Source organism: Polaromonas sp. (assembly GCF_035638815.1).
GTDB lineage: Bacteria > Pseudomonadota > Gammaproteobacteria > Burkholderiales > Burkholderiaceae_C > Polaromonas.
Genome location: NZ_DASQZG010000005.1, coordinates 69,007 through 95,524, shown reverse-complemented (window position 1 = coordinate 95,524; position 26,518 = coordinate 69,007). Strand labels below are relative to the sequence as shown.

Annotated in this window: 25 protein-coding genes; 15 read left to right on the top strand and 10 right to left on the bottom strand. The window is 59.7% G+C overall.

Annotated features, from left to right (window positions below):
* Positions 1-2: 2 nt before the first annotated feature.
* The 5 genes from VE934_RS02655 to VE934_RS02635 all read left to right on the top strand — a co-directional run bounded on the left by VE934_RS02655 (position 3) and on the right by VE934_RS02635 (position 6,134).
* Positions 3-446 (top strand): CoA-binding protein, encoded by a 444-nt coding sequence (locus VE934_RS02655; RefSeq protein WP_324884044.1) that lies wholly within the window; start codon positions 3-5, stop codon positions 444-446.
* Positions 447-517: 71 nt separating this feature from the next.
* Positions 518-1,264, top strand: a complete 747-nt coding sequence (locus VE934_RS02650; RefSeq protein WP_324884042.1) for a hypothetical protein — start codon at positions 518-520, stop codon at positions 1,262-1,264.
* A gap of 149 nt (positions 1,265-1,413) precedes the next feature.
* Entirely contained in the window at positions 1,414-2,514 is a 1,101-nt protein-coding gene (gene hemE / locus VE934_RS02645; RefSeq protein WP_324884040.1) for a uroporphyrinogen decarboxylase, read from the top strand.
* A 366-nt stretch (positions 2,515-2,880) separates the two neighbouring features.
* Entirely contained in the window at positions 2,881-5,004 is a 2,124-nt protein-coding gene (gene priA / locus VE934_RS02640; protein WP_324884038.1) for a replication restart helicase PriA, read from the top strand.
* 296 nt (positions 5,005-5,300) lie between these two features.
* Positions 5,301-6,134 carry a hypothetical protein gene (locus VE934_RS02635; RefSeq protein WP_324884036.1) on the top strand — a complete coding sequence of 278 codons (834 nt, stop codon included), beginning with the start codon at positions 5,301-5,303 and terminating at the stop codon, positions 6,132-6,134.
* Positions 6,135-6,228: 94 nt separating this feature from the next.
* Here VE934_RS02635 and VE934_RS02630 read toward each other — a convergent pair whose 3' ends face one another.
* On the bottom strand, positions 6,229-7,182 hold the full coding sequence (locus VE934_RS02630; protein ID WP_324884035.1) for an AEC family transporter: 954 nt from the start codon (positions 7,180-7,182) through the stop codon (positions 6,229-6,231).
* A gap of 120 nt (positions 7,183-7,302) precedes the next feature.
* Here VE934_RS02630 and VE934_RS02625 point away from each other — a divergent pair, with 120 nt between their 5' ends.
* From VE934_RS02625 to VE934_RS02605, 5 genes are all read left to right on the top strand, one after another.
* A complete protein-coding gene (locus VE934_RS02625; RefSeq protein ID WP_324884034.1) occupies positions 7,303-9,471 on the top strand; it encodes an ATP-dependent helicase in 2,169 nt (722 codons plus the stop codon).
* Positions 9,472-9,482: 11 nt separating this feature from the next.
* Entirely contained in the window at positions 9,483-10,022 is a 540-nt protein-coding gene (locus tag VE934_RS02620; protein ID WP_324884033.1) for a hypothetical protein, read from the top strand.
* Positions 10,016-11,233, top strand: a complete 1,218-nt coding sequence (locus tag VE934_RS02615) for a phospholipase A (RefSeq protein WP_414693801.1) — start codon at positions 10,016-10,018, stop codon at positions 11,231-11,233. The genes VE934_RS02620 and VE934_RS02615 overlap by 7 nt, the downstream gene beginning before the upstream one ends.
* Positions 11,234-11,353: 120 nt before the next feature.
* A complete protein-coding gene (locus VE934_RS02610) occupies positions 11,354-12,706 on the top strand; it encodes a cation:proton antiporter (RefSeq protein ID WP_324884031.1) in 1,353 nt (450 codons plus the stop codon).
* Positions 12,707-12,774: 68 nt separating this feature from the next.
* A complete protein-coding gene (locus VE934_RS02605) occupies positions 12,775-13,674 on the top strand; it encodes a LysR substrate-binding domain-containing protein (RefSeq protein ID WP_324884030.1) in 900 nt (299 codons plus the stop codon).
* A gap of 36 nt (positions 13,675-13,710) precedes the next feature.
* Here VE934_RS02605 and VE934_RS02600 read toward each other — a convergent pair whose 3' ends face one another.
* Both VE934_RS02600 and VE934_RS02595 read right to left on the bottom strand, forming a co-directional pair.
* Entirely contained in the window at positions 13,711-14,634 is a 924-nt protein-coding gene (locus VE934_RS02600) for an ornithine cyclodeaminase family protein (protein WP_324884028.1), read from the bottom strand.
* A gap of 85 nt (positions 14,635-14,719) precedes the next feature.
* Positions 14,720-15,931 carry a D-amino acid dehydrogenase gene (locus VE934_RS02595; protein WP_324884026.1) on the bottom strand — a complete coding sequence of 404 codons (1,212 nt, stop codon included), beginning with the start codon at positions 15,929-15,931 and terminating at the stop codon, positions 14,720-14,722.
* Between the two features lie 274 nt (positions 15,932-16,205).
* On the opposite strand from VE934_RS02595, the gene VE934_RS02590 reads away from it, so the two are divergent.
* Positions 16,206-17,090, top strand: a complete 885-nt coding sequence (locus VE934_RS02590) for a transporter substrate-binding domain-containing protein (protein WP_324884024.1) — start codon at positions 16,206-16,208, stop codon at positions 17,088-17,090.
* Positions 17,091-17,170: 80 nt separating this feature from the next.
* Complete coding sequence (locus tag VE934_RS02585; protein ID WP_324884021.1) at positions 17,171-17,917, top strand: aspartate/glutamate racemase family protein; 747 nt, start codon at positions 17,171-17,173, stop codon at positions 17,915-17,917.
* A 179-nt stretch (positions 17,918-18,096) separates the two neighbouring features.
* Here VE934_RS02585 and VE934_RS02580 read toward each other — a convergent pair whose 3' ends face one another.
* Together VE934_RS02580 and VE934_RS02575 are read right to left on the bottom strand one after the other, a co-directional pair.
* The gene (locus VE934_RS02580) at positions 18,097-18,600 is read right to left on the bottom strand and encodes a hypothetical protein (protein ID WP_324884019.1); all 504 of its coding nucleotides are present in this window, start codon (positions 18,598-18,600) and stop codon (positions 18,097-18,099) included.
* 342 nt (positions 18,601-18,942) lie between these two features.
* Complete coding sequence (locus VE934_RS02575; RefSeq protein ID WP_414693800.1) at positions 18,943-19,113, bottom strand: hypothetical protein; 171 nt, start codon at positions 19,111-19,113, stop codon at positions 18,943-18,945.
* Positions 19,114-19,234: 121 nt separating this feature from the next.
* On the opposite strand from VE934_RS02575, the gene VE934_RS02570 reads away from it, so the two are divergent.
* Positions 19,235-19,516 (top strand): hypothetical protein, encoded by a 282-nt coding sequence (locus VE934_RS02570; protein ID WP_324884017.1) that lies wholly within the window; start codon positions 19,235-19,237, stop codon positions 19,514-19,516.
* A gap of 129 nt (positions 19,517-19,645) precedes the next feature.
* On the top strand, positions 19,646-20,050 hold the full coding sequence (locus tag VE934_RS02565) for a response regulator (protein ID WP_324884015.1): 405 nt from the start codon (positions 19,646-19,648) through the stop codon (positions 20,048-20,050).
* A 69-nt stretch (positions 20,051-20,119) separates the two neighbouring features.
* On the opposite strand, the gene VE934_RS02560 is transcribed toward VE934_RS02565, so the two are convergent.
* The 4 genes from VE934_RS02560 to VE934_RS02545 all read right to left on the bottom strand — a co-directional run bounded on the left by VE934_RS02560 (position 20,120) and on the right by VE934_RS02545 (position 24,765).
* A complete protein-coding gene (locus VE934_RS02560) occupies positions 20,120-21,424 on the bottom strand; it encodes a hypothetical protein (protein ID WP_324884013.1) in 1,305 nt (434 codons plus the stop codon).
* 107 nt (positions 21,425-21,531) lie between these two features.
* Positions 21,532-22,446 carry a nucleotidyl transferase AbiEii/AbiGii toxin family protein gene (locus VE934_RS02555; RefSeq protein WP_324884011.1) on the bottom strand — a complete coding sequence of 305 codons (915 nt, stop codon included), beginning with the start codon at positions 22,444-22,446 and terminating at the stop codon, positions 21,532-21,534.
* Positions 22,439-23,197, bottom strand: coding sequence for a type IV toxin-antitoxin system AbiEi family antitoxin (locus VE934_RS02550; RefSeq protein WP_324884009.1), 759 nt, complete (start codon positions 23,195-23,197; stop codon positions 22,439-22,441). The genes VE934_RS02555 and VE934_RS02550 overlap by 8 nt, the downstream gene beginning before the upstream one ends.
* A gap of 605 nt (positions 23,198-23,802) precedes the next feature.
* Positions 23,803-24,765, bottom strand: coding sequence for a DMT family transporter (locus VE934_RS02545; RefSeq protein ID WP_324884007.1), 963 nt, complete (start codon positions 24,763-24,765; stop codon positions 23,803-23,805).
* A gap of 32 nt (positions 24,766-24,797) precedes the next feature.
* Between VE934_RS02545 and VE934_RS02540 the strand changes: the two genes are divergently transcribed.
* Complete coding sequence (locus tag VE934_RS02540) at positions 24,798-25,667, top strand: LysR family transcriptional regulator (RefSeq protein ID WP_324884005.1); 870 nt, start codon at positions 24,798-24,800, stop codon at positions 25,665-25,667.
* A gap of 120 nt (positions 25,668-25,787) precedes the next feature.
* Here the strand turns inward: VE934_RS02540 and VE934_RS02535 are convergent, their stop codons facing one another.
* Entirely contained in the window at positions 25,788-26,312 is a 525-nt protein-coding gene (locus VE934_RS02535) for a hypothetical protein (protein ID WP_324884003.1), read from the bottom strand.
* Between the last annotated feature and the right edge of the window lie 206 nt (positions 26,313-26,518).

Below are 26,518 nucleotides of genomic sequence, written 5' to 3'. Positions count from 1 at the left end.
GCATGACGCAAACAATTCCCGCGGCAGAGCAGATTCCGCGCATCTTGTCCCGGCTGCGCACCATTGCGGTGGTGGGCCTGTCACCCAAACCGCACCGTGCCAGTTACGACGTGTCCAGCTACATGCAATCACAGGGCTACCGCATCATCCCGATCAACCCCAACGCGACCGAGGTGCTCGGCGAAAAAGCCTATGCCACGCTGCACGACGCTGCCAAGCACGAGAAGATTGAGCTGGTGAACTGCTTTCGCAACAGTGAAGACATTCCGCCCATCGTTGATGACGCCATTGCCATAGGCGCACAGGCCGTGTGGATGCAAATGGGCATCAGCCATTCCGCAGCAGCGGCCAAGGCAGAAGCCGCCGGCCTGCTGGTAGTGCAAGACCACTGCATCATGGTTGATCACCGGCGGCTGCAGTCACGCGGCTTGCTGCAAGGCAGCTGATATCGACCATCGTTCCAGCATTGGCACTTGCCCCTAGGGCCGGGCCGGCTACCGTCCCGGATAATGCGCGCATGCGCGTTGTTTGCAAGCTTGCCGCCCTGACCCTTGCGAGTCTGCTGACCTTGTTGCTGGGTGGCTGCTCCACCATGGGCCAAGCGCCCGTGAGCCGCGGCGAGACACAGGTAGCGCCGCTGACCGCTTCCGAGATTGGGCAGTCCGACGCCAACCGCATGGCCACGCTGGGCATGCGCGACAACCTGGACAGCCTGTACCGCCTGCTGGACAAGCTGTACAGGCGCAACCCGGCCGAATGGCGCAAGACCGGGGCCAGCAGCCGCGATGCGGCCATCGCACAGGTGCGCACTGCAGTAGAAAACCGCAGCCCCTGGCCCGAACTGCAAGGCAAACGCGATATCGCCGCCCTGTCACTGGCGCTAAGTCCCGACTTCAAGGGCGACCGCGTCGCAGCCTTTATTTATGCCAGCGCCGACATGCTGATCGTGGCCCACGGCGGCAAAACAACTTTTTACCTGGTGGATGGCGTGGATGCACAGTATGTTTACAACGCCGCGCGCAATATTGAATCAGCCGTGTGGCTTCTGGCCACCCGGCGCAACGCCAGCGGCCAACCCTTATTGCTGGCTGATGAAATTTCAGAGCGGGAGCGCAACCTTAGCTTTGAGCGCGAGTTCGGCAAGATCATTGGCCGCCTTGATTTGTTGTCTGAAGTGCTGACCGAAAAATACCGCCGCGCCGTCATCACCTACGTGCAGAACCTGGCCGGCGCATCCTTCTTGCAGTTTCTGCCCGTGAGGTAGTTTTTCGCCCGCACAGAGTCGTGAAGATTTCGTAGCGAGCGGGCCGAGGTGGGGTCGAGGAGCGCAGCCGTACAAGCGTACGGCGAGCACCGCAGGCGCCCGATCGGTCCGCGCAGTAGAAAGATTCGCGGCTCTGAGACAATCGAGGCATGTTTGCCCCCCTCCAAAACGACACTTTTCTCCGTGCCTGCCTGCGTCAGGCAACCGACTACACCCCCGTCTGGCTGATGCGCCAGGCCGGGCGTTATTTGCCTGAGTACCGGGCCAGCCGCGCCAAAGCCGGCAGCTTCATGGGCCTGGCCACCTCGCCAGACTACGCCACCGAAGTGACCCTGCAGCCGCTGGAGCGTTACCCACTGGACGCAGCCATTTTGTTCAGCGACATCCTCACCGTGCCCGATGCCATGGGTCTGGGCTTGAGTTTTGCGCTGGGCGAGGGCCCGCGTTTTGCCACCCCGGTGCGCGACGAAGCGGCCGTGGCCAGGCTGCAGGTGCCCGACATGGACAAGCTGCGTTATGTCTTTGACGCGGTCACCTCCATCCGCAAGGCCCTGAACGGCCGGGTACCGCTGATTGGTTTTTCCGGCAGCCCGTGGACGCTGGCTTGCTACATGGTTGAAGGCGCCGGCTCAGACGACTACCGCCTGGTCAAAACCATGCTGTATCAGCGCCCGGACCTGATGCACCAGATGCTGGCCATCAATGCCGATGCCGTGGCCGCCTACCTGAACGCGCAAATTGAGGCTGGCGCCCAGGCCGTGATGATTTTTGACAGCTGGGGCGGTGTGCTGGCCGATGCGGCCTTTCACACCTTCAGCCTGGCCTACACCCAGCGGGTTCTGAAACAACTCAAGCGCACCCACGACGGCGTAACCATTCCGCGCCTGGTGTTCACCAAAGGCGGCGGCCTGTGGCTGGAGCCGATGGCCCAGCTGGACTGCGAGGTGCTGGGCCTGGACTGGACGGTCAACCTGGCCCAGGCACGCGAGCGGGTGGGCGGCCGTATGGCCCTGCAAGGCAACCTGGACCCAAATGTGCTGTTCGCCAATCCCGCTCAAATAGAAGCGGAAGTCGCTCGGGTGCTGGACAGTTTTGGCCAGCCGCATAGCGACACCCGTAACCCCGGCGCCACCCATATTTTTAATCTGGGCCACGGCATCAGCCAGTACACACCACCCGAAAGTGTCGAGGTTCTGGTCCGCGCAGTGCACGCTTACTCACGCAGGATGCGGACAGGTACGCCGCACTGATGGCCTGTTCACGGTGATTTTTGCCACGGCTAGCACAAAATCCGGCGCCGAAAGTCAGACTTATTCACAAAATTTGTGTTGCGGTGCGGCATGTGGGCGGTAACAGGTCGCACACCGCTATCAAAGCCATAGCGCTTCTAAGTGGTTGATTTATATAGGATCTTTGAACTGCTTTTTTTACGGGCATTCTAGGAAAACCCTTGATTTACAAGGCCTCGCAAGGCCGGTCGGACAATCTATCAACAAAGTTATCCACAGAAACCTTGGAAGACCTTCAAAGCGTTTCTAAATCAAGCACTTACAGCGCTTTTCGAAGATGTTTCTTACGACTTACAACTTTACGACTACTGGATACGGCTGCGCTCCATGACCCATTGGCTCAGCATCGTGGTGGCAACGCCCGCGCACAGCTCAGTGGCCGGCCCTCTGACTTACGCAAGTGAGTCTGCGCTTGCGCCCGGAACTTTGGTGCGCGTGCCTCTGGGCAAACGGGAGGTGCTGGGCGTGGTGTGGGAAGTGCTGCCAGACGCGGGTGACTTGCCGCTTGCCCAGGCCAAAAACGTGCTGGGCGCGCTGGAGGGGCTGGGCCTCTTGTCTGACACCTGGCGGCGCCTGGTGGGCTTCACGGCCAGCTATTACCAGCGCTCCATCGGCGAGGTGGCGCTGGCAGCGCTGCCGCCGCAGCTGCGTGAACTGAGCACCGTGCAACTGGCGCGCCGCCTCAAGCGCGTACCCGCCGCCGAAGCGGAGACCTCAAACACTATCAATTTGGTAGCACTCAGCGCCCAGCAACAAAGGGCGATTGCCGAATTTGATGCTGATACCCGGCCCGCACTGCTGTTTGGCGCCACCGGCAGCGGCAAAACTGAGGTCTACCTGCGCGCCGCCGCCAAAGTGCTGGAGCAAGATACCAGCGCCCAGGTGCTGGTGATGGTGCCAGAGATCAACCTCACGCCGCAGTTGCAGACCCGCTTTGAAGAGCGCTTTGCACACCTGGGCAAGGCGCAGGTGGTGGCGCTGCACAGCGGCCTCACGCCCGCACAGCGGCTCAAGAGCTGGCTGGCGGCGCATTCGGGCCAGGCGCGGCTGGTGCTGGGCACACGCATGGCGGTTTTTGCGTCCATGCCCAATCTGCGCCTCATCGTGGTGGACGAAGAACACGACCCCAGCTACAAGCAGCAGGAAGGTGCGCGTTATTCAGCGCGAGACCTCGCGGTGTACCGGGCGATGCTGGAAAGCGCGGTTAAAGATGGAGAGACCGACAAGCCGGTTGTCCAGTGCCGTGTTCTTTTGGGTTCTGCCACGCCCTCGCTGGAAAGCTGGCAGGCCACCGTAACGGGCCGCTACCAGCGCCTGACCATGAACGAGCGCATCGGCACTGAGGCTGGGTCAGGCAGACTTCCCGCGGTTCGTCTGGTGGACATGAACCACCAGCCCAAACACTGCACCATCGCACCGCCCCTGCTCGACGCCATCGCGCAGCGCATCGCACGCGGCGAGCAGTCGCTGATTTTCCTCAACCGCCGCGGCTATGCGCCGGTGTTGGCCTGCCACGACTGCGGCTGGAAAAGCGAGTGCCCACACTGCAGCGCCTACCGGGTGTTTCACAAAATTGACCGCACGCTGCGCTGCCATCACTGCGGCTTTACCGAGCGTGTACCGCGCGCCTGCCCCAGCTGCGGCAACATCGACATTGCGCCCGTTGGCAAAGGCACAGAGCGGCTCGAAGAACATATCGGGGAGTTGCTAGCCGGGGTGACCCGGCCTGACGGTAGCCCCTTGCGCATTGCACGCATAGATGCGGACACCACACGACTCAAGGGCGCGCTGGAGTCACAGCTCGCCAGCGTGCACGCCGGAGAGGTGGATGTGCTGGTGGGCACTCAAATGATTGCCAAGGGGCATGACTTTCGCCACATCACGCTGGTTGCGGCCATCAACCCGGACAACGCACTGTTCTCAAGCGACTTCCGCGCGCCAGAGCGGCTGTTTGGCCTCTTGATGCAGGCCGCAGGCCGGGCTGGGCGAGACGCTGACCACGGCGAGGTGAGCGAAATGTGGGTGCAGACTTTTCATCCACAGCATCCGCTGTTTGCAGCCCTGAAAAAACACGACTACCCGGTGTTTGCAACGCAAGAACTGAAAGAGCGCGAAGCAGCCGGCATGTCGCCCTTTGGCTTTTCAGCACTGGTACGAGCCGAAGCCCGCGAGCAGTCTGTGGCGCAGGGCTTTTTGAACGCCGCTGCAGAGGCTGCACAAACGCAGCAGTTGCCACAGCACGACCAGGTCACCCCCTACCCCGCCGTGCCCATGACGATTCAACGCGTAGCCAACGTGGAGCGTGCCCAGATGCTGGTTGAAAGCCCCTCCCGCGCCGCGCTGCAGCGCTTTCTGGCGGCATGGCAGCCGGTGCTGCATGAGACGCGGCAGCAAACAGAATTCAAAAGCCTGATCCGTTGGGCGATTGATGTGGATCCGTTGGCAATTTAGAAACTCTGTCCCCGCATCCGTCTGTCATCCCGGACTTGATCCGGGATCCATGGTGGTATCACGCAGATTCAGGAGTGAATGTCAAAAAAACAAGTTGCAAGTCCCAAGCCGTCAACAAAGTAAGCTCGACGCAACCCAATTTGTGAGCGATTTGGGCGAGATCCGGTCACGCTTCAAAATGCAAAAATGAATCTAACCTCTCGAAAACTCGCTAGCTGCCACCTACCCGCGCCTCGCTCCCTGATGAACTACATGCTTAATTCCGGAAATTCGCGCCTATCTACAGTGCCTTGAGCATGAGCGATCTCGAACGACCCCCCACTTTCTCTGCAGGGCGATCTTCGCATCGCGCGAGCAATGAGAGCTCAGGTACGAGCGCGGCATTTGACCGGGCCAACGTCGAGATGGAGGCGGTTTTTCAGGCGGTCATTCAACTTGAGCGCGAAGGGAAGCTAGACGAAGAGGCTACGAACCGATTCGACGCTCAGCTGCAAGCCATCTCGGAGCGACTCGACGAGCACGTTGAAAATGCCCTCGCCGATCTCCGCCTCGGCAACACTGTGGCGCCGCGAGCAACCCCAAGAAGCTGGATTATTGCGCTCTTGTGTTTGCTGGCATTCATCGGCATGCCCTTAGAGCTCACCATTGGAGAGAGCTTTGTCTTTTCCTACAGCAATGCCTACAAATCGGTGTTGCCGATGCTCTTTGCCGTGGCGTTGCCATCCTTCGCACTCATGTTTTATCGCATCGAGAAAAACCATGGCGCATGGTCCTTACGCTACCCTACCTGGGCAGTTCGATGGCTTGTGATATTTCCCTTGGTCGTTGTGCTCGCGTCGTCTCTTGTTGTTTTCGCCCCTTTTGGTTGGTCTGCGTTCGGCGGATGGGCTATCGGCAGTGCAGCGCCGCCTCGACAGGCAAAGGTTTTATCGGTTGTCCCAACGCAGACAAAACTTGGGAAATGCGATCAGAAGGCAATGCTGGACATTGACGGAGTTCAAACGAATGTCTGTATCGAAGGCAAAGTGCTCGGGCCAGCGCTTGAGGCCGGCAGCACCGTTTCACTTCATGGCCGAAGTTCATTCTTAGGCCTATTCATAGAAAAAATTCGCGTAACGCAGTCGCCGTGACGGAAGGAGCTTAGTCCATCAATGACATAACGGCTTGCCCGCTACCACTCCAAAGCAATCGCTACCGTCCCCCGCCAAACCTAAGTCAAAACGCTCACGTCAATAAGGCCACCGCCCCAGAAAAAGTAAAAAACGCCAGCACGGTAGACACCAAAATGATCCGCGCAATGCGGCCATTATTCGCGCCAAAGCGTTCTGCCAGCAGCGACACATTGCTGGCGCTTGGCAAGGCGGCCACCAGCACGATCACCGTTAGTGCAAACGGATCCAGCGGCACACCCATGTGGACGGCGCCCAAGCCCACAAGGCCGACCAGCACAGGGTGCGCGATCAGTTTTATGAGTGCAACAGGCACATAGTCCCTCAGCGGTATGACTTCAACGCTATTCATTTGGGAGCGTGCGAGAACGGCCCCTATGGTGAACAGTGCCACGGGTGAAGCGGCATCGGCCAGCAGGCCCAGGGTCTGCATCACGGGGGCGGGTAAGGTGAACTGCAGACCGGAGGACAGTGCGCCCAGAAAAATCGCCCAGGGCATGGGGTTGAAGGCCACACCACGCAACGCGTTTTTGGCCGCCACCCCGGCGCCATGACTATCGGCAGAGTCCAGACGCGAGAGCGCAATACACAGTGAACTGGTCACCATCAGGTCAACCACGATGGTGAGAATGGCCGGGCCTGCGGCTTGAGCGCCAAGCAGGGCTACCAGCAAGGGCACACCCATGAAGCCGGTGTTGGGAAAGGCCGCCACCAGGGCGCCAAACGATGCGTCGTTCCAGCCCGTGCGTCCTCTGCGCGTTACCGCAATGGTGAAGGCTACGGTAACCAGTGCGCACAACAGATACACGGCTACCAGGCTGCCGTCCAGCAACTGCTTGATCGGCGTACTGGCACCAAACCGGTACAGCATGCAAGGCAATGCGAAGTACAGAACGAAGCTGTTAAGGCCCGGAATCGCCGCTTGCGGCAACAGCCCGCGGCGCGTGGCGCCATAGCCGCACAGCACCAGCGCAAAGAAGGGGAAAGTGATCAGGAGAATGCTTAGCACAGTGCATATTGTCTCTTGCAATGTTGGCAACAGGCTGACTGGCTATGATGCCCGCTGCCCCACGCATTTAATTGCCTGATTCCTCGTTTTGTTCCGGTTGCCATTCCGCCGTCTGCCTGCATGTCGTCACCCTCTTCTGGTTCTTCCGCAGCTTCATCAGCTGCTCCTTCCCTTACCGCCGGACTCAACCTTGCCCAGCAAGAGGCGGTGAACTACATGCACGGCCCCTGCCTGGTGCTGGCGGGCGCAGGATCGGGCAAAACACGGGTGATCACACACAAGATTGGCCGGTTGATCCAGGCGGGGCTGCCCGCCACAGAAATTGCCGCCATCACCTTTACCAACAAAGCCGCAGCCGAGATGCGCGAGCGTGCCAAAAAACTGATTGGCAAGTCCGCGAAGGGCGTGGTGATTTGCACCTTTCATGCGCTCGGTGTGCGCATGTTGCGCCAGGACGGCGAGGCACTCGGCCTGAAGCCACAGTTTTCGATTCTGGACAGCGACGACGTGACCAGCATTTTGAAAGACGCAGGCGGCAGCACCGATGCAGCGACGGCGCGGCAATGGCAATGGACCATCAGCCTGTGGAAGAACATGGGGCTCAACGCTGCGCAAGCCGAGGCACAGGCCGCCACTGACAACGACAAGCTGATCGCCCGCATCATGGCGCGGTATGAAGAGCGGTTGACGGCCTACCAGAGCGTGGACTTTGACGACTTGATTGGCCTGCCGCTCAAGCTGCTGCAGGAGCACGATGCGGTACGCGACAAATGGCAGCAGTCATTGGGCCATGTGCTGGTCGACGAATACCAGGACACCAACGCCACGCAGTATGAAGTGCTGAAACTGCTGGTGGGCCAGCGTGGGCGCTTTACCGCTGTGGGTGATGACGACCAGTCCATCTACGGCTGGCGCGGCGCCACGCTGGACAACCTGAAAAAGCTGCCGGTTGATTACCCCACTCTGCGCGTGATCAAGCTGGAGCAAAACTACCGCAGTACCGGCGCCATCCTCCGGGCAGCCAACAACGTGATTGCGCCCAACCCCAAGCTGTTTCCCAAAACATTGTTCAGCGAACTGGGCGAAGGCGAGCCGGTGCGCGTGGTGGACTGCGACAGCGAAGAGCACGAAGCCGAGCGTGTGGTGGCGCGTATTCAGGGCCTGCGTGTGGGCGGCGAGCTGCAGGCCGTCGGCAGCCAGCACAAGGAGTGGAAAGACTTCTGCGTGCTCTACCGCGCCAACCACATGGCCAAACCGTTTGAAAAAGCCTTCCGCAAGGCCAACATTCCCTACAAGGTCTCGGGCGGGCAAAGCTTTTTTGACCGCGCCGAGATCAAGGACTTGTGCGCCTGGCTGCGCCTCTTGGTCAACAACGATGATGACCCGGCGTTTTTGCGCGCGGTGACCACACCCAAGCGCGGCATTGGCCATACCACCCTGGGCGCGCTGGGTGTGTTTGCCAGCCGCTACAAGCTCAGCCTGTTTGAGGCGCTGTTCAGCAACTCGTTGAGCTCCGCGGTACCGGCCAAGGGCGTCGCATCGTTGCACGAGTTTGGCCGTTATGTGAACGACCTGGAGTACCGCGCCAAAAGCACGGTGGGCGCTGAAGATGCGCGTGCGTTTCTAAACGACTGGCTCAAGGACATCGATTACGAAAAGCATTTGTACGACGGCGAGGAGAGCGAAAAACTCGCCGCTGCGCGCTGGACCAATGTGATGGATTTTTGCGACTGGATGGCCCAGCGCTGCGGCGGGCAGATTGACGACACCTCAGGCGCTGTGATTACCGCTGAAACGAAAACCATGCTGGAGGTGGTGCAGACGATTGCGCTGCTGTCGACCATCAGCGAGCGCGAAGGCGACCAGAACGTGGTGACGCTGTCTACCCTGCATGCCGCCAAGGGGCTGGAGTGGCCACACGTTGTGCTGGCTGGTTGCAATGAAGGCTCACTGCCTTTCAAGCTCGAAGACAAAAACGGCGACGAAAGTGGAACCAACAGCGAAGAAAACATTGCGCTGCGCCTGCAGGAAGAGCGCCGCCTGATGTATGTGGGTATCACCCGGGCGCAGCGCACGCTGTCGGTCAACTGGGTGCGCCGGCGTAAAAAGGGTCGCGACACGGTGGCTGGCGTGCCCAGCCGTTTTATCGCCGAGATGGCGCTGGACAAAAACACGGTGAAGGAAGACCCGCGCGAAAAAATCAAGGCGCTGCGGGCCGAATTTGCCAAACGCGCCGCTGACAGCGCTGAAGCCAATGCGGTGGCCGAAGCGGCCCGCTCCGCCTTGTAGACTGGAACGCCATGAGATTTCGCCCAGCACTCAGAATTGCTACTCTTTTGATAGCTGCCTCCGCCCACCCGTCCTGGGCCCAGGCCCAAAATGATTCAACAAAACGCGCCGCAGGTACGGCTGCGCCCGCTGTGGCGCCCTGCCCCCCAGCCAAGCAAATCAAACCAGAGCAGATGTACGGGCTCTGGCGTGTGCAGTTCACCAAGCCACCCGCCGGGCTGCCGGACAAAGCCACCATGTTGCTGGAGCGGCATGCCGAGTTCAGTGAAAGCGTGGCAGGCTTCGTCAACCGTGACCTTGGCGCCGCGGCGGGCTCGCCAGCTGTTGCGGGGCACCGCGCCAAAGCGCAACTGGCTGGCGATATTGAAGAAGGGCTGGTGACGCTTGATGAATCGTCCAACGGCATCAGCATCACCGGCACCTGGACCGGGGAGCTCGTGGCCAACTCGTGCGGCAGAAAAGTCACCGGCGTGTGGAAAGACACCAGCGACAGCGCGCCGCCTGACGCGCCCGACATCCCCTTTACCCTGGAAAAAGTCCCGGGATGGTAACCATGACAAACGATCCGCTCGCACCAACACGCATGGCCTTCGGGCTGCTCTGCCTCGCGGCCCTGGCTACCAGCACCGCCCACGCTCAATCGGGCAATGCTGCGTCTGCCGCGCCCGAACGCAGCCACAAGCTGGGCTGGCAGGCCTGCCATGCCATGGGCAACGACCCCACCGCACAGCTGGCCTGTTTTAAAAGCTGGGCGGCCTCGCAACTGCCCGCCGGGTCAGAGCCCAACGTGGCCACTGCGCCGGCAAACGCGGAAACAGGACAAACATCCACAGGCATCCTGCTGCTGCCCACGGTCAACACCGAAGCACCGGACGGTAAAAAAATCGGCTGCAGGGACCAGCAATACTCTGCACTCTCCCGCTTCTGGGAGCTGCAGCGCGGGAGCGACTGCGACACCTTTGGCCTGCGCAGCTACCGCCCCACGTCCGTCGCCTGGGTGGGTTCGGACAGCGTCAACAACCAGCCGTCGTCGCCCTCGGCCGGGCACACGGTCACCACACCTTTCAATTACAAGCGGGCCGAGACCCGGCTGCAGCTGTCGGTGCGCACCAAAGTTGCCAAGGGTTTGCTGACGTCGGGGACCAGCGATGACGCCAACAGCGATTCAGTGTGGATAGGCTACACGCAGCAAAGTTACTGGCAGTTGTTCAATGGCGCGATGTCCCGGCCGTTTCGCACCACGGACCATGAGCCTGAAGTCATCTACATCTACCCGCATCAGATCGACCTGCCCGGCGGCTGGAAGTACCGCCTGAGCGGCCTGGGCCTGAACCACCAGTCCAACGGGCAAAGCCTGCCGCTGTCGCGCAGCTGGAACAGGGTTTATTTAATGGGCGCAGTTGAAAAAGACCTGGGTGGCGATGCCAGCCTGTCCCTGCAGGGGCGCGTGTGGCAACGCCTGCGCGAGTCGTCGGGCAGTGATGACAACCCCGGGATTTCTGACTTTATCGGCAGGGCCGAAGTGGCGGGTCTGTGGCAGCTCAACAAGATCCACAGCCTGGGGCTGACCGTACGGCACTCGCTCAAGTCCGACGCACGCGGCTCCGTCAAGCTGGAGTGGATGAAAGCGTCCACTGCAATTGCCAACAGTGCCAGCCTGCGCTACCACGTCCAGCTGTTCAGCGGCTACGGCGACAGCCTGGTGGACTACAACCGCCGGCGCAATGTGCTCAGCGTCGGCCTGAGCCTGGTGGACTGGTAAGCCACTGACAGCCCTGTAGGCCATGCGCCTGCATGGCACCCAGCGGACTGGGCTAAGCTGCACCCATGCGCCTGGCCCTTTTTGCTGCCCGAATACATTTACAAGCACGGTTTTACGTCCATGAATGAGGATCACCTTTTCACGCTGGGCGTGATCGTCGTCGGCCTGCTGCTCATCGTGATGACCATGAGCAGCTCTTTTATTGCCCGCCTGCCGCTGAGCGCTGCCATGCTGTATCTGCTGGTGGGTATTGGCATAGGTCCGGCCGGCCTTGGCCTGTTGACGCTGGACCCACTGTTTGATGCCGACCTGCTGGAGCGGCTGACCGAAATCGCCGTGCTGATTTCGCTCTTCACGGCGGGGCTGAAGCTGGAGATGCCGCTGCGCGACAGGCGCTGGCGCATCCCGGTGCAACTGGCCTCTGTCTCCATGGTGCTCACCATTGCAGCCATCACCGCGCTGGGTTATTGGGTGATGAATTTGCCGCTGGGCGCCGCCGTTCTGCTGGGCGCCATTCTGGCACCCACGGACCCGGTGCTGGCCTCTGATGTGCAGGTATCAGACCCCGGGGACCGGGACCGGCTGCGCTTTGGCTTGACCGGTGAAGGTGGACTCAACGACGGAACGGCCTTCCCTTTTGTGATGCTGGGGCTGGGCCTGCTGTCACTGCACGATCTGGGCGATGGCGGCTGGCGCTGGTGGACCATTGACGTGGTGTGGGGGGTGGTCGGCGGGCTGGGCATAGGCTACCTGCTGGGCGCACTGGTGGGCCGGGCCATTCTTTACCTGCGCGTTCGTCACCGCGAGGCGCTGGGTTCGGACGAATTTATTGCTTTGGGGCTGATCGCACTGGCCTACGGCGTCGCTGTGCTGTGCAAGAGCTACGGCTTTCTGGCAGTGTTTGCTGCTGCGCTGGCCTTGCGGCGAATTGACGACGTGTCCACCCCGGTCGAGACCGGCCAGAGTGCAGCCCCTAACCCAGTTGACAAAGCCAAATCAGGCACCACGGCAGATGCGGAACCAAGCACCGAGGAAGCGCCCGGCCACATGATGCGGCAGGTCGAGCGGTTTAACGCACAACTCGAACGCTTTGCCGAAGTGGCTGTTGTGCTGGCAATAGGCGCCTTGCTGATGGTGGTGAAATTCAGCAATGAAGTGTTGTGGTTTATTCCTGTGCTGTTTCTTGTCATTCGCCCGCTGGCGGTTTACGTGGGCCTGCTGGGTACACAGGTGTTGCCTTCGCAGCGCCGCCTGATCGCCTGGTTTGGCATACGCGGCATTGGCTCCATTTATTACCTGATGTACGCCATTACTCACGGGCTGGAGCCCGAGCTGGCCAACCGCCTGCTTGCGCTAACGCTGGCGGTGGTGGTGGCGTCCATCGTTGCGCACGGGGTATCGGTGACGCCGCTGATGCGCACTTATGAAAAGCGCAGGTCTGCACGTGGCAAGGCCAAGGAGCCGCCGGTTTAAGCTTGCAGCAGGACACTGGATAATCGGCACGACAGATCAACCTGATAGCCGGTTTTTCCGCAACACCCATGCGCCTGCGCCACATTGAAGTTTTTAACGCCGTCATGCTCACCGGTAGCGTGAGTGCTGCTGCGCGCCTGATCAATGTCACGCAGCCTGCGGTCAGCCGAATCCTGCAGCATGCCGAGCTGCAACTGGGTTTTGCGCTGTTCAAGCGGGCCAAGGGCCGCTTGTCGCCAACTTCGGAAGCGCTCACCCTGTACCCGCACATTGAGCGCCTGTTTGCACAACTGGATGAAGTGCAACGCCTCTCGGTCAATCTGAAAACTGGAGACGACGCCAAAGAACTGCGCGTGTTGACCATCCTCGCGCTGAGCTATGAGATCTTGCCGCACGCCATCAAGCTGTTTCGCGTCAAACACGCTGATGTGGCCATCACCGTCAAGGCTTTGCACTCACCGCAAATCGTGACTGCGCTGGCACTGCAGGAAGCCGACATCGGTTTCATGTTCAGCCCCATGGTGCACTCCGCACTGGAGCAGGAGCATTTGATTGATGGTCGCATGGTGTGCATCGCACCCAAGGGCATGTTGTCCGCGCGTCTGCTCAAGCGCGGCAGCGTGACGCTGGCGGACCTGACCAAGGTGCCGGTGATAGGGCTGGACGTGTCAGACCCGGTGGGGCGCAGCCTCAACCAGGCTTGCCGCGAAGCCGGTGTGGGCCTGCAGTTTGCCTTGACGGTGCAGACCTATCACTCGGCGCTGGCGCTGGCGCATCACGGCCTGGGTATCGCCGTGGTCGATACCTGCACAGCTGTCTCGGCTGACCGCACGCGGGTGGATGTGTTGGCGCTGGAGCCGGCAGTGCCGGTGCCCATCAAGGCCCTGCGCCCTGCGGGCAAACCGGACTCTGTGGTGGTGCGCACCTTTGTCCGTTGCTTTCAGCAGGCGCTGGCGCACACGACCTGATTCTCCGGGCACACTCTCCGCGCGCCATGAATCGCGTCACGCCATTGAAAGCCGTTGATGCAGCATCCGCGCCAGTGCGACATCCTCCAGACCTATACCCACAGACTTATAAATCGTGATGTCCTGCGCATGCCGCTGATAAGTCGCCGTGCCGTTGACAAAGGCGCCCAGTGGCACCACAGGCAAGGCGCTACGCAGATCGGGGGTGGCCATCACAAATTCACCGGCCTCTGCAAGGGCCTGACGCGTATCTTCAACCGCTATGCAGGCGGCTCGCCCCAAAAGTGCGTCGTCAAGCTCGCGTGTATCCGGCTTGCTGGAGCCTATGGCTGCAACAAACGTCCCGGGGCGCACCAACCTGCCGTCAAAGAGCGGGGTTTTGGCGCGGGTAGCCGTGACAATGAAGTCAGCGCGCTGAACCGCTTCTGCGCTGGTCGCAACCCGGGCGGGCACGCCATGCGCATCGCTCAATGAGGCTGCAAATTCCCCGGCGTTCCCAAAGTCATCAATCACCAGCACCTCTTTGAACGGGAAGGCTGGTACCAGCGCCGCGGCGTGCGCGCGGGCCTGGGCGCCTGACCCAAAAATGGCCAGGCATTCTGGCTCCTTGTTGGCAAGATGATGGGAGGCCAGCAAGGTCACCGCAGCCGTACGGAATTCTGTCAATGCGTTGCCCTGCACCATGGCCAAAGCCGCACCGGTGTTGGCGCAAAAAAGACTGATCATGAAATTGAACTTGCCTTCAATCGTGGGGTAACTCTTGACGCCCATCACGGGCAGCGGCCCGTCGAGCAGCACGGCGCCCATCGTGCTGATGGTCCTGCCGCCCACAGACGCACGGGCGCGGGGCAGATTGACCGCCTGGTCCTGACCGTAGCTTCGAAACGCCTGCTCCATGGCCGCATACACATCGGCATTGCTCAAAGTTGCGCGCACCTGGGTGTCACTGATGAAATTCATGAAAGGACTTTCCGGGTTGATGAATGGTGGGGCGGTGCACGCGTTGCGGACGGGTGTTTGGGATGCACAAAAATCGGTGACGGAGTCAATGACCCAGCAGGCCGCTGACACGCTCAGCAGAACCAAAGGCCAGCGTAAAACCCAGGGCGCCGTGCCCGGTGTTGAAAAGCAAATTGACAGGGCCTTTGGGGTGTCTGCCAATCACCGGCAATCCGGTCGGTGTGGCGGGCCGCATACCGGCCCAGGGACTGAGCTCTGAAAAATTTCCGCATTGGGGGAAGACCGCTTGGGCAGAGCCCTTGAGCGACGCAATCTGCGCGGGGCATACCGATGTGTCGTAGCCAGACAATTCAGCCATGCCAGCCACACGCAGGCGCGAGCCTATGCGCGCAAACACGACCTTGCGGGCGCTGTCGGTAACGCTCACGACCGGGGCAGCGTGCGGCGCAGGATTGACATCCACCGTGATGCTGTAGCCCTTGAGCGGGTAGACGGGAAGGTGCACACCCAAAGTGCGCGCAAGCGGCGCAGACTCTGCGCCCAGCGCCATGACATAGCGGTCGGCCTCCAGATGACCCTGAGCCGTAACAACGGCGGCTACCGACTTGCCCCGCAGCACCACTTGCGTAATGGGTGTGTCCAGCAAAAACTGCACACCCTGCGCGCGCAACACAACAAGCAGAGCGTCACAGACCTTCTGGCAGTCGGCGGCGCACTCACCCGGCGTGTAAATTGCACCCTTGATATGCCGGTGGCGGCTTTTCAGCGCGGGCTCAATTTCGACACAGCGGTCGGCGCTGAGAGCCTCCTGCGCAGAACCCATCTCGCGCTGCAGCAGCATCTGGCGGTGGGCTGCGGCCAGAGAGCTGTCATCGGCATAAAGCACCAGCTTGCCGCTGCTTGAAAAATTGCAGTCGAGTTTTTCCTTGGCCATCATGGCGTCAAAGCTTGCGCGGCTGGCGGCGGCCAGCTCCAGCAGCAAGGCGGTGCTGCGCTTTGACACCGTACCGGTGCACGCCGCAAGAAATTGCAAACCCCACAGCCATTGCCTGACGTCCAAGCGAGGACGTAACTTGAGCGGGGACGTAGGGGAAAGCACCAGCTTGGGGAGCTGGCGCCAGATAGCCGGGTCAGCCAACGGCTGCACATAGGAATAACTCAGCTGCGCGCCGTTGCCGCCGCTGGCCCCGTGACCGGGCTGCGCGCGGTCCACAACAGTGACTTCGTGCCCTGCGCTACGCAAACAGTAGGCAGTGGCCACGCCCACGATACCGGCGCCCATGACACACACATGCATAAAAAGTCTCTCATCAATTCAGTGGAAGCGACTCTACGCAATGAGGGCGAATCTGAACAATGCTGAATTGACCAGTGCCCATAACCTGACCGTATGCCCCTGCAGTTTTGCCCCATCCAGATGCTGGCCATCGTCCAGAAGCTAAACGGGTAAACCATGAGTTTTCGTTATGACGTTGCCGCGAAAATGAATGCACAAGTTGGCAGGGCGTTCCTACACTAGCGCTGCCAACCCCAGGAAACTCCGCAACCAACAACCCTTGAAAAGGATTCGCATGAAACCCACCCTACTCATCACAGCCATGCTGCTCGCTACCGGCCTTGCAACAACAGCCAACGCGCAGACGCTGAAAAAAATTGCCGACAGCAACAAGATGACCGTTTCCTACCGCGAGGCATCGGTCCCTTTCAGCTACCTCATCGGGTCCAGCAAGTCGGTTGGTTTTTCTGTGGAACTCACCGAAGCCATCATTGACGATGTGCGCAAAAAGGTGAAAAAGCCAAATCTTGAAGTGGCTTACATGCCGGTGACTTCGCAAAACCGCATCCCCCTGCTGGTTAACGGCACCTACGATCTGGAGTGTGGCTCAACCACCAACAACTCCATCCGTGCCAAGGACGTCACCTTTGCCATCAACCACTTCTACACCGGCACACGCTTGCTGGCCAAGAAATCATCGGGCGTCAAGAACTACGCAGACCTGGCCAAGAAAACCGTTGTCAGCACCACCGGCACCACCAACTCGCAGGTGATCCGCAAGTACAACACCGACAAAAAACTCGACATGCAGATCATTCTGGGCAAAGACCACGATGACTCGCTGCTGCTCGTTGAAAACGACCGCGCTGTTGCATTTGCGATGGATGACATCTTGTTGTTCGGCCTGATGGCCAACTCCAAAAATCCGGCATCGCTGGAAGTGGTGGGCGACGCGCTGCAAGTCGAGCCCTACGCCTGCATGCTGCGCAAAGATGATCCCGAGTTCAAAAAACTGGTGGACGGCACCATCACCCGCCTGATCAAAACCGGCGAGTTCACCAGGCTCTACACCAAGTGGTTCATGTCGCCGATTCCTCCCAAGGGCGTCAATCTGAACCTGCCCATGGCCGCCGAGCTCAAGGCCAACCTCAAAGACTTGAGCGACAAGCCGGCACTGTAAAAGAGCCGAACAGCCAAGCACGCGATTCGGCTGGCGCACGCCAGTCGGGCCGCTGCTTTTCCAGCTCAAAAAAGCAAAACATGAACAACACCCGCGTCGTAGGAATCCTGGGCGGCATGGGCCCGGCCGCCGGCGCGGATTTTGTGCGCCTGTTCGTCCGGGCCTGCGCCGACCACATGCGGCATCTGCACATCCCGGTGACAGACCAGGCCTTTCCCGAACACTGGCTGGCCCAGGTCCCCGTGCCTGATCGCAGCAACGCCCTGGAGTCCCCCGGCCCGGGTGGCCACCAGCCACTGGACCCCATGCTGCAAGCCATGGGCAAGCTGGCTGCGCTGGGCGCCACCACAGTGGCCGTGGCCTGCAACACGGCCCACGCATGGCACGCCGCACTGCAAGACCGCTTCCCCCAGCTTGAAGTGCTGCACGTTGCCCGCGAAGTCGCTCACACCCTGGCCGCACGCGGCGTCAAGGAAGTCGGCCTGCTGGCAACCACAGGCACCTACCGCAACGGGTTATACGACCAGGCGCTTCAGCAAGCGGGCCTGCAATGCCACACCCCGCAAGCCGAAGAACGCGAGCGTCTGATGCACGGCATTTACAAGGGCGTGAAGACAGGCAACATGGCGCTGGCCCAGGAATGTTTTAGCAGCGTAGCCAAGGCCATGGCGCAACGCCACGGCCTGTCAACACTGATCATGGGATGCACAGAGATTCCTTTGGCCATCAGCGCCCACCCCGACCTGGCAGATCTGGATCTGGTAGACCCGGCGGACCTGCTGGCCCGGGCATTGGCGGGGCGTGCTTACGGAGCCGTTGGTAGCTGAGCCCTTAAACAAAATCCGATTCTTGCCCAGCCATGGCGGGGCAAATTTGCTATCGAAAAGGAAGCGAGGTGCGCCAAGACCGCAAAAACCACGAGGGCGCAAGAATCGCGATATGACTGGGGGCTGCGTTAAAGCAAGGACTCGCGAACGAATTCGGCCGTTGCGTTAGCGCCTGTACATCAAGCGGCCTTACTCAATTCAAAGGTAGCGATCGAATCGGCCAGTGCGTCATCAATGGCCTCATTGAATCTCAACATCTGGGCAAAATGCTCGTCTCCGATTGAAGCAATTTTTGGCAGCCAAAGCGCTATGACAGATGCGCGAAGCGCACGGAATTCCGCGAATAAAAAAGACATGCTGAGTCCGGCATTGTGTCGCAAAGTCCCATGCACGTCGGCTGCGGTCTCGATCAAATGAGGGGGCAACAAAGCCCTCATCGACTTTTCCCTTTGCTGCTGCGTGCTTTCTTTTTCCCGCATGTCCACAACGAGCTCGCGCAATATCTCGGCGGCGTGATCCCGAAGCAAGAAATGATTTGTTTTGCTTGACTCACCAAATAACTTTGCTGCGAAGTTGTCCCACCCCGCGAGTATTTCGACGTGATGCGTTTCGATGAATGTGGTTAAAAGCACTTTTTTCCTATCAATCCAAGGCCATACATCGCTCAACCTGGCGGAAATCATATTGCATTCAGTTGCAGTTGTGTATCCAACCTATTCCGCAGAAACCGGGCGTTTTAAGAAGAACAACCCCGAAATGTAAAAACGCCCCAGAACCCGAAAGGGCGCTGGGGCGCATTAAATTTGGTGGCCTGGGGCGGAATCCTAAAACCGGCCCCAACCCTCACCACGACTCGCTCTCACCAATTCGTCCGATCTGCCGGGTACACCTTGGGGTACACCAAACTGGCCTACGGCAAATCGAAAAATCGCGGCTTCGAACCGCCGACAATTTCGTTGCCGAAAGGCATTATCCCACCATCGCTGCACCCCGCTAGTAAGGGACCGCAGGCCCTCCGCGATTCCTCAAGCAGCCACCAGCTCGAACTTGATCTTCTTGCCCAGCGCAGCCGCGGCGCCAGTCGGCGTGTCCAGCGTCAGAGTCGCGTCCTCCGCGTCAAGAAGGCGATTGACCGCCGCCCGGCTCGCATGCATCTTCAGAGCGAGAGCGGTTTTTGTCGGCTCGCGAGCCTTCATCTAGTCAGGCAAGACCACGCTCACTCTATAGAGCGATCATCGGGAAGTTGCAGGATCGCGGGTCCGAACTAAAATGACGCGACCACTTCGTGCCAATAGTCCTGCTGTTAAAGGTTTTTATATGAGTTCAACCGATAGCCCTCTGAGTGCTCCTGCGCCGTTGCAGGAGGTCGTGGAAGAAAACAAGCAAGTAGCGGAAGACATAAAAAAGGCTGTAGACGACCTCACAGTGGTGCATGCTGTGTTAACCGTTGAAAATGAGAAGTTAAGCCCTTCTCAAGATACGAAAAAAGCCGTAAAGCGCACTAAAGTCATCCGGACGAAACTCGCCCATGCAGCCACCAAGTTAGAGGACGCTACTGAAGTTCTTGAACGCCATGTGGCTGCGTCGGCGCAGAAGTGATGACCCAGCCAAAGGATTTGCGCTCCCGACAGATATGACTTCAAATGTTTAGCGAGCAAATATCCTACAAGGGACTAAGAGTTTGTCCCGCGACTTCAGCGGACGCATTCCCTACACTTCTGAAACCGTTTGGAATCCCTCCACGGAAGTCAAATAATTTTGCAAATGGCCCGTCGGGTTTTTATCGTCGAAGATAGCCCATTAACCAGGGCAACAATTTCTGATGGACTTCAGAATTTGAACTTTGAAGTGGTCGGTGTTGCCGATTGTGAGGACGATGCGAAAGTCTGGCTTGATGCAAACCCGGACGGTTGGGACCTCGCAATCGTTGACTTGTTTCTGCGTGAGGGTACCGGTGCTGGTGTTGTTCGCTATTCGCGCAGACGGGGTTATCTTCAACCGATTGTTGTAGTCACCAATCACTATATTCCGGACATAGTTGATCACACCCAACGTCTCGGTGCTGATACCGTTCTTAAGAAATCAGACGATCTTGAAGAGCTATGGAAATATTGCGCCACCCTGCCTCTCTGAGATTCTGAGATTCTGAGATTCTGAGATTCTGAGATGTTGGCGCCGATTGAATCTTGACAGTGAGTCACACTACTCCTCTGCGTCGTCAGCAGCGTCGGGCGCATCTGGCGCCGGCTCGGTGGGCCACCAATCTGGCGGCCAGTTGCCCCAGGACGGGACCGACAGGCATTGCTGCAGCATGGATTCGACCTGATTCCTCGCGTCCAGCTCTTTTCTCACTACGTCGAGCCACACCTTGATGCGCTCGCTAGAGGGCGCCGGCCGACTATCGGCAGTGGCCTCCAGACGCGCTAAAAACTCCGTCAACTGCTGCACTCGCGTCTCCACCTCGGCCATCTGGAACGCTTGTTTCAGTTGCTCAGCTCTCGCGCGCGCCCGCCTTTCCTGAAGGGCTCGTGCTTCCGCTGCCGTTTGGGCAATCACTGCTGCCGCCTCGCGCTGCTTACGCATTTCCACCTGCAAAGGTACGAGCTGGAACGCGGCTCGAACAATCTCCGGTAGCAACTCCTGCAGTTTTGCCTGCGTGCCTACCCAAGCCTTTCTGGCTTGGTATTCGGTTCCGTCGAGGCTGAACGTCAGCTTGTCCGAGGGCCGGTACTCATACTCTTTCGCCCAGGAGATTTCCTTCCTCTTTCGTGCCAGCTCCTGCGCGTCAAGAGTTATCCGGCGGTACCCTTGTGAGAAGGATATCTTGAAAACCTCGCCTTTTAGCCGCGCTTCAATGACCGGGCCTTCGGGCTGAGTTCCACGCCTTGCAGGCTCAGCCTCGCGGCGAGAGATAACCATCCCGCCAGCCATGAGCCCCTTGAAGACGGAGGCATGGAAGCGCAGGACCCAATCCATCGATTCGAGCGACGCTGTGATGTCCAGTAGCCCGTGATGGAGCAAGCTGTACCTGCCGTTGCTGTCGCCAGGAGGTCGGTCTTCGTCACGCGTCGTCTGCCAAGCATTTACGCCGCGCCGCTTGTACTGCTCAATTAGCTTGGGGATGCGGTCAGTGTATTTTTTGGTTGCCTTGATAAGTGAATGCGCATCGTCCAAGTCCTGAGCAAACGGCACATCGACCGTTACCACTGCGGCTTGTGCATATGCATTGAGGGTTTCAACGCGCTTGCGTTCGACCGCTTGCTGGCGGGCACGCTCTTCGGGGTCTGTGGTCGCGAAATTGACTTGCACATCCAGTTCGGGAGTTGGTAACGCCGTCTTCGGCGGCGTCTGCCCGGCACTCAATTTTGCCCAGTAGCCTTGCGGCGGCGCCGGAACGGCGTGCCTCCGACACGCTTTCGCCAATCCGACATCGGAAATGCCCAGTTCAGCCGCCAGTTTGGTCATCGGCGTGGACCAGACTTTTGCGTAGAGTTCACTGCGCTTCATGCCGCCCCCCTTTCGGCGTTTGGACGTATTTTGGACTGGGCGCTCCTTCTTACTTTGGGCTCCCGAATAGCGGCGCGAGTGGGCATGCGTCCAAGCGGAACGGTTGTTCAGGCCAGCAAAGCCTCCAATGTTGCCGCCTGCTTTTCAAAGTCCGCAGGACGACGCTGGGCAAAGGTTTGCAAGTTGCCCAGTTTCCAGCGTAATGCCGGTAGTTCAGACGCATGCGAACATTGGAGCAATGTCCAATCAGGTTGTGCACGGGCCAGACCCGTCAGAAACTGCTTGTGCTGTCCCGTAAACCGTCGCGGAAGTTCCTCGCGCAGTCTGGCGCGTGTCTCCAGCAGAACGTCAAGACTCACCGGCTCGGTGATCATGCCGACAAAATGCTGGTGGTATTCATGAGCGATGTCTTTTTCGTTCCCGAACAGCACCTCGTGGGTAGGTCGGTTGTGCCCGGCTAGGTAAGTCACGAAGCATTCCACCGCCGCGTCCGATATACCACCGGACTCGAACATCTTCTGCACGTCAAACAGGTCACGCGGGTGCTGACGGTCCATGGCCGCGACCAGTTTGCTGCCATACAGCTCTGCGGGTGCCAGGACTGGCAATTCCAGCGCCACGCTGAACAGGTCGGCTGTCTTCGGGCTCAAGGGATGGCGCTCGATCGGGAGCACCGTGCCTCGAAAAACCACGTTGACTTCAACCTTGACCTGGGCCTTGGCGTTTTCGATCAGCAGCTTGGTGTCGCCGAGATCCCTGGAGTTCACCTTGCGTGTGGTCAGGTCCAGTCGGGCCAAGCGACCGGCAATGGCATCGATTTCATCGTTGATGGCTTTCAAAGCCTGCTCACGCGGAGTTTGCCAAGGTGTGTAGACCACGTCGATATCGACTGACAAGCGCGGCATGTCCTGCACGAACAGGTTGATGGCGGTGCCACCCTTCATGGCGAAGATGTCGTTGGCAAACACGTCGGGCGCGGCTGTCAGCAGCAGGCGCACTGTATCGGCGTAAGTTTTATCCATGAGGTTTCAGGGTCAGCAAATTGCCATCTTTCATGCGGGTGATCCATCGTTTGTCGCTGCCGACAGGCAACGTGTACCGGTTTTGCAGTGCTTCCACGTCGACCACACTGGTTTCACGCGCCCAGGTCAGGAACAGTCGAACGGCTTTGATGCTGGTACAGGACTGCAACAGCTCGCCCAGAACCTCTTTGCGCAGATTGCGAAGACCATCGAACAGGTTACGCGCCTCCTCCAGCCCCTGATGCGTACCGACCTCGTAAAGCAGTTCAAGGACCGCACGCTCGGGGACTGACACGCGCAAGCCATCCGTCACGCCCGGCGGCGTCGTCAAACTTTTGCTGGCAAGCGTGCCATCCGGCAAGTTGAACAACCTGGCCGACACGTAACGCGATGGGAACCGCGAAGTGAACCACTCCGGCAGCACAAAGCGCACGTCGCCCCACAGCACCACCGCCTCGCGCATCGCGAGGTTGTGGCGCACACCCTGAAGCGTCAGCGCGCTCCTGCCCGCCACATGCAGGCCGGTGACACGGGTTTGCAGGAGCTTGATCGCGCCATGCGCGCTCAAGGTGTCACCGGCAAACGCATAAACGCCTTGGCCCAAGCGGTCCAGCCAGCCGCTTTCAGCGTAGTGAGCCGCCAGTTGGGCCGACACGCCGATACGCTCCAGCGCGGCCAGATCGAACGGCATCCCGCGCGGCAGGCTGGTCTGGAGCTTCTTGATTAGAGCGTGTCGTGGAGTTCTATCCATGTGCTAAAAATAACACATTTTCTAATCAATTTCAAAGAACGACGATTGAATATCATTTGATTTTTAGTGTCTTGTACTATTTTTTATGCATTATTCAATCAAATCACTGCGGTTGGGCATAGTATCGCTCTCAACGGTTTGCTGGGACATTCACCAGAAATGCCGTGTTCAACGAATGTTGAAAAGCTCACTTAGAGTGAAAAAGCGAAGCTGGCGGCCTTCCGAACAATTGAAGGCGGCATGAAAGGGGCTTGATGGACGACGCAAAACAATGGGCAGCTTGTCTTGCGGAAACTTGGAATCGAACCACAGACTTCGGATCGCAGCCGTAAGTCATTGATTTCCCTAGACCATTCGAGCGATCCCGGCAGCGTCCAAAACTGGGGCGGAATCCTAAGATCGCCTGCAGCCCGCACCAGTACTCGTTTTCACCAATTCGTCCTATCTGCCGGGTACACGTTGGAGTACACCAAAACTGGCTAGCGGCAGCCAAGGATGACAATCTGAAGTAGCCGCCGCAATTGCCGCTTTCGACCCAAAGCAGCCGTCTGCCTTCTGCCAAGCTATCGGACAGGCTGGCGCTGAGTGTGCCCGTTCGATCGTCCCTATTCCCGCTCTGCGAACCAAATGGCCGCTGCCATGAGCGCCATCCCGACCACTTGGAGGTGGCCAAGCCGCTGATCGTAGAGCAGCCAATCGAGCAGGATCACCAGCGCGGGGTACACGAACTGCAGGACAGCGATCCGGTCCGTGCTCAAGCGTGGCAGGCCCAGGTACATCAAGCTGTAGGCCAAGCCTGTGTGGACGATGCCGAGTCCGCCCAGCCAGGCCCAGGTCATTCCCCAGGCAGGCCAGCCCTGGGTCGCGGGCCACGCTAGCAACATCACTGTCCCCACCGCGCACTGCCACCACGCAAGCACGCCGGCCGGGGCGCGTACGGCCCTCTTGGCGATAAGGGTGACGACCGCAGTACAGAGCGCGCCGATGAGGCACATGACGATCCCGATCCAATAGCCGGGTGCAAACAGCACAGGCGAGCGTGCGGCAAGCTCGTCGAGAACCCCAGTGGCGAGGACCAGCCCCGCCATGGCGGTTAGCACGGCCACTAGGCGCCGGCGCGTAACCGACTCCTTTAGAAACCAGGCGCTAAGGGCCAGCATCCACAGCGGCTGCACATGGAACAGGACGCTGGCCACGCCGGCGGAAGTTCTAGCGATGGCAGCAAAGAAAAGCGTCCATGCCGCCACCATGAGGACAGCGGCAGCAAAAATCCATCTACCGTTAGCCGCCGCGAGACGCAGCGCGCCGAGGTCCCGTCGTGCCGCAAGCCAGGCGGTGAGGGTGAGCAGCCCGAACGCGCAGCGAAACCAAGTGGCCGTGATCGCATCCACATTGGCTTCATGCACGAAGATGCCGATCGTCCCCAGCAACATGCTGCCGGCCACGAAAGGCAGAGCGCCGGAGCGCGATCGCGTGCTGCTCGCTTCGGGCACTTTGGCTGTGGACTGGTGATGCATCGCCGCAGTGTGGAGCAGCGGAACGTAGTAGAAAAGCGCATAATTCAGCACATAACCATTCGCTAATCGAATGGCCTACCGGGATGGCGCAACAGGATTTGCAGGTCGATTGGCTCAAGTGCTTTGTTGCCGTGGTGGAGGCAGGCTCGCTGTCGGCTGCCGCCGCCGTGGTGCATCGTTCCCAGTCCGCCGTAAGCATGCAGCTGAAAAAACTGGAGGTCGCTTGCGGCCACCCCCTCCTCCTGCGCGGGCCCCGCCAGCACGAGCTAACCCCCGAGGGGCAGCAGCTGCTGGGATATGCCAGGCGCTTGCTTGCCCTCCACGCAGAAGCGCAGGCCGCATTCCAGGGGGAGGTGCTCACGGGGCGCGTGCGGCTCGGGGTTCCCGACGACTATGCGAGCAGCTATCTGACGCCCGTGCTCAAGCGCTTTGCGCCCCGGCACAGAGGCGTCGAAATCGAGCTCGACTGCGAGCAATCGACCTCGTTGATCCCCCGGGTTGGACGTGGCGAGTTGGACCTCGCTCTGGTCTCGCGGGATCACTCTCGTCGCGGCACTTTGCTTTTCCATGAACCGATGGTCTGGGTCGGCTCTCCCCAGTTCGATGCGTGGCACAGTGACCCGCTGCCCATTGCGGTCTACGAGGACCTGAGCCTGGCCCGCCGCAGCGCAATCAACTCGCTTGCGCTGCAAGGACGACGCTACCGCGTGGTGTATCACAGCTCCAGCCTCGCTGGACAGCTCGCGGCCGTGGAGAGCGGGCTGGCCATCGCCGCCTTGACGCGTTGCAGCGCACCGGACCACCTGCAGATCCTTGGAGCCGAGCATGGACTGGGACCCTTGGCGCCGATGGAAGTATCGGTGTACCGCAGTCGTGCCTCGCACGGCAACAAGGCAGTCGACGGCTTGCAGGCGCTGTTGGTGAACACCTTGCGCCAGTCAGTCCCCACCTGACCGTCTCGCGGGTGCGTCAGCCCCTTTTCTGCGCCACCTTATTATCGAGAGCGATTAATCGTTGCCAGCTCATTGCGAGGCCAGGTGCCAAGCGAAACCCCGTGGCAACCCAGATGTCGCCTACCGCACGGAAAGTACCGCTCGTCGCACAGAGTCCGCGCAACTTGGACTTAACCCAAGGTCATTCATCAACTGGAAAAAGCTGTCCGACGAAGCAGATCCGAGCCCGGACGATCGAGCCAACTGTCGAGCGAGCTTGCGCGCCGGCTCAAGGTCGCCGCTGGTGAAGTACGAGGGGTCGCCGACCAGCTCGGCCATCTGGCTTTTGATGCGTTCAGGCAAAGCCGCCCCATGGATGAAGTAGCGGAGATGACGGAGAAAGTTTCCGTGTCCAAAGATGTCGGCTCCCACAGTTCCGTTGCCTTCGAACACTTGCAGGCGGGACTTTCTTCCTCCATTGAGCTCCGGATCGTCAAAGTAGCGCAAACGGCGCTCCGGGATCGCTTTGCGCTGCAAAAGCAACGGCATCAACCTCGCAGCCGCGTCACACGAACGCCGGCCGCTGTCATGGGAGTGCCAGTTGAAATCGATTTGTTCAAGAAGGGCAAGCTCTTGTTCGGCCAGTTCGATCGTGCCTATCGTCATGACTATCTCCCGAGATCTGTTGGGCCGTATGCGCAAGTGATGCACGGTGCTGTGGAGCGCATGCGCTCCACAGCATAACCACTCCAGAGAGAAATTGCAAGCGCAGGGCTATGGCTTGACTGCTAGGCTGGGGCATATATGCCCCAGCCTAGCAGTCAGCGAGCCCCCCTGTAAACAGCGCTTCAACCTGGCTCCTTGGCGAAGAT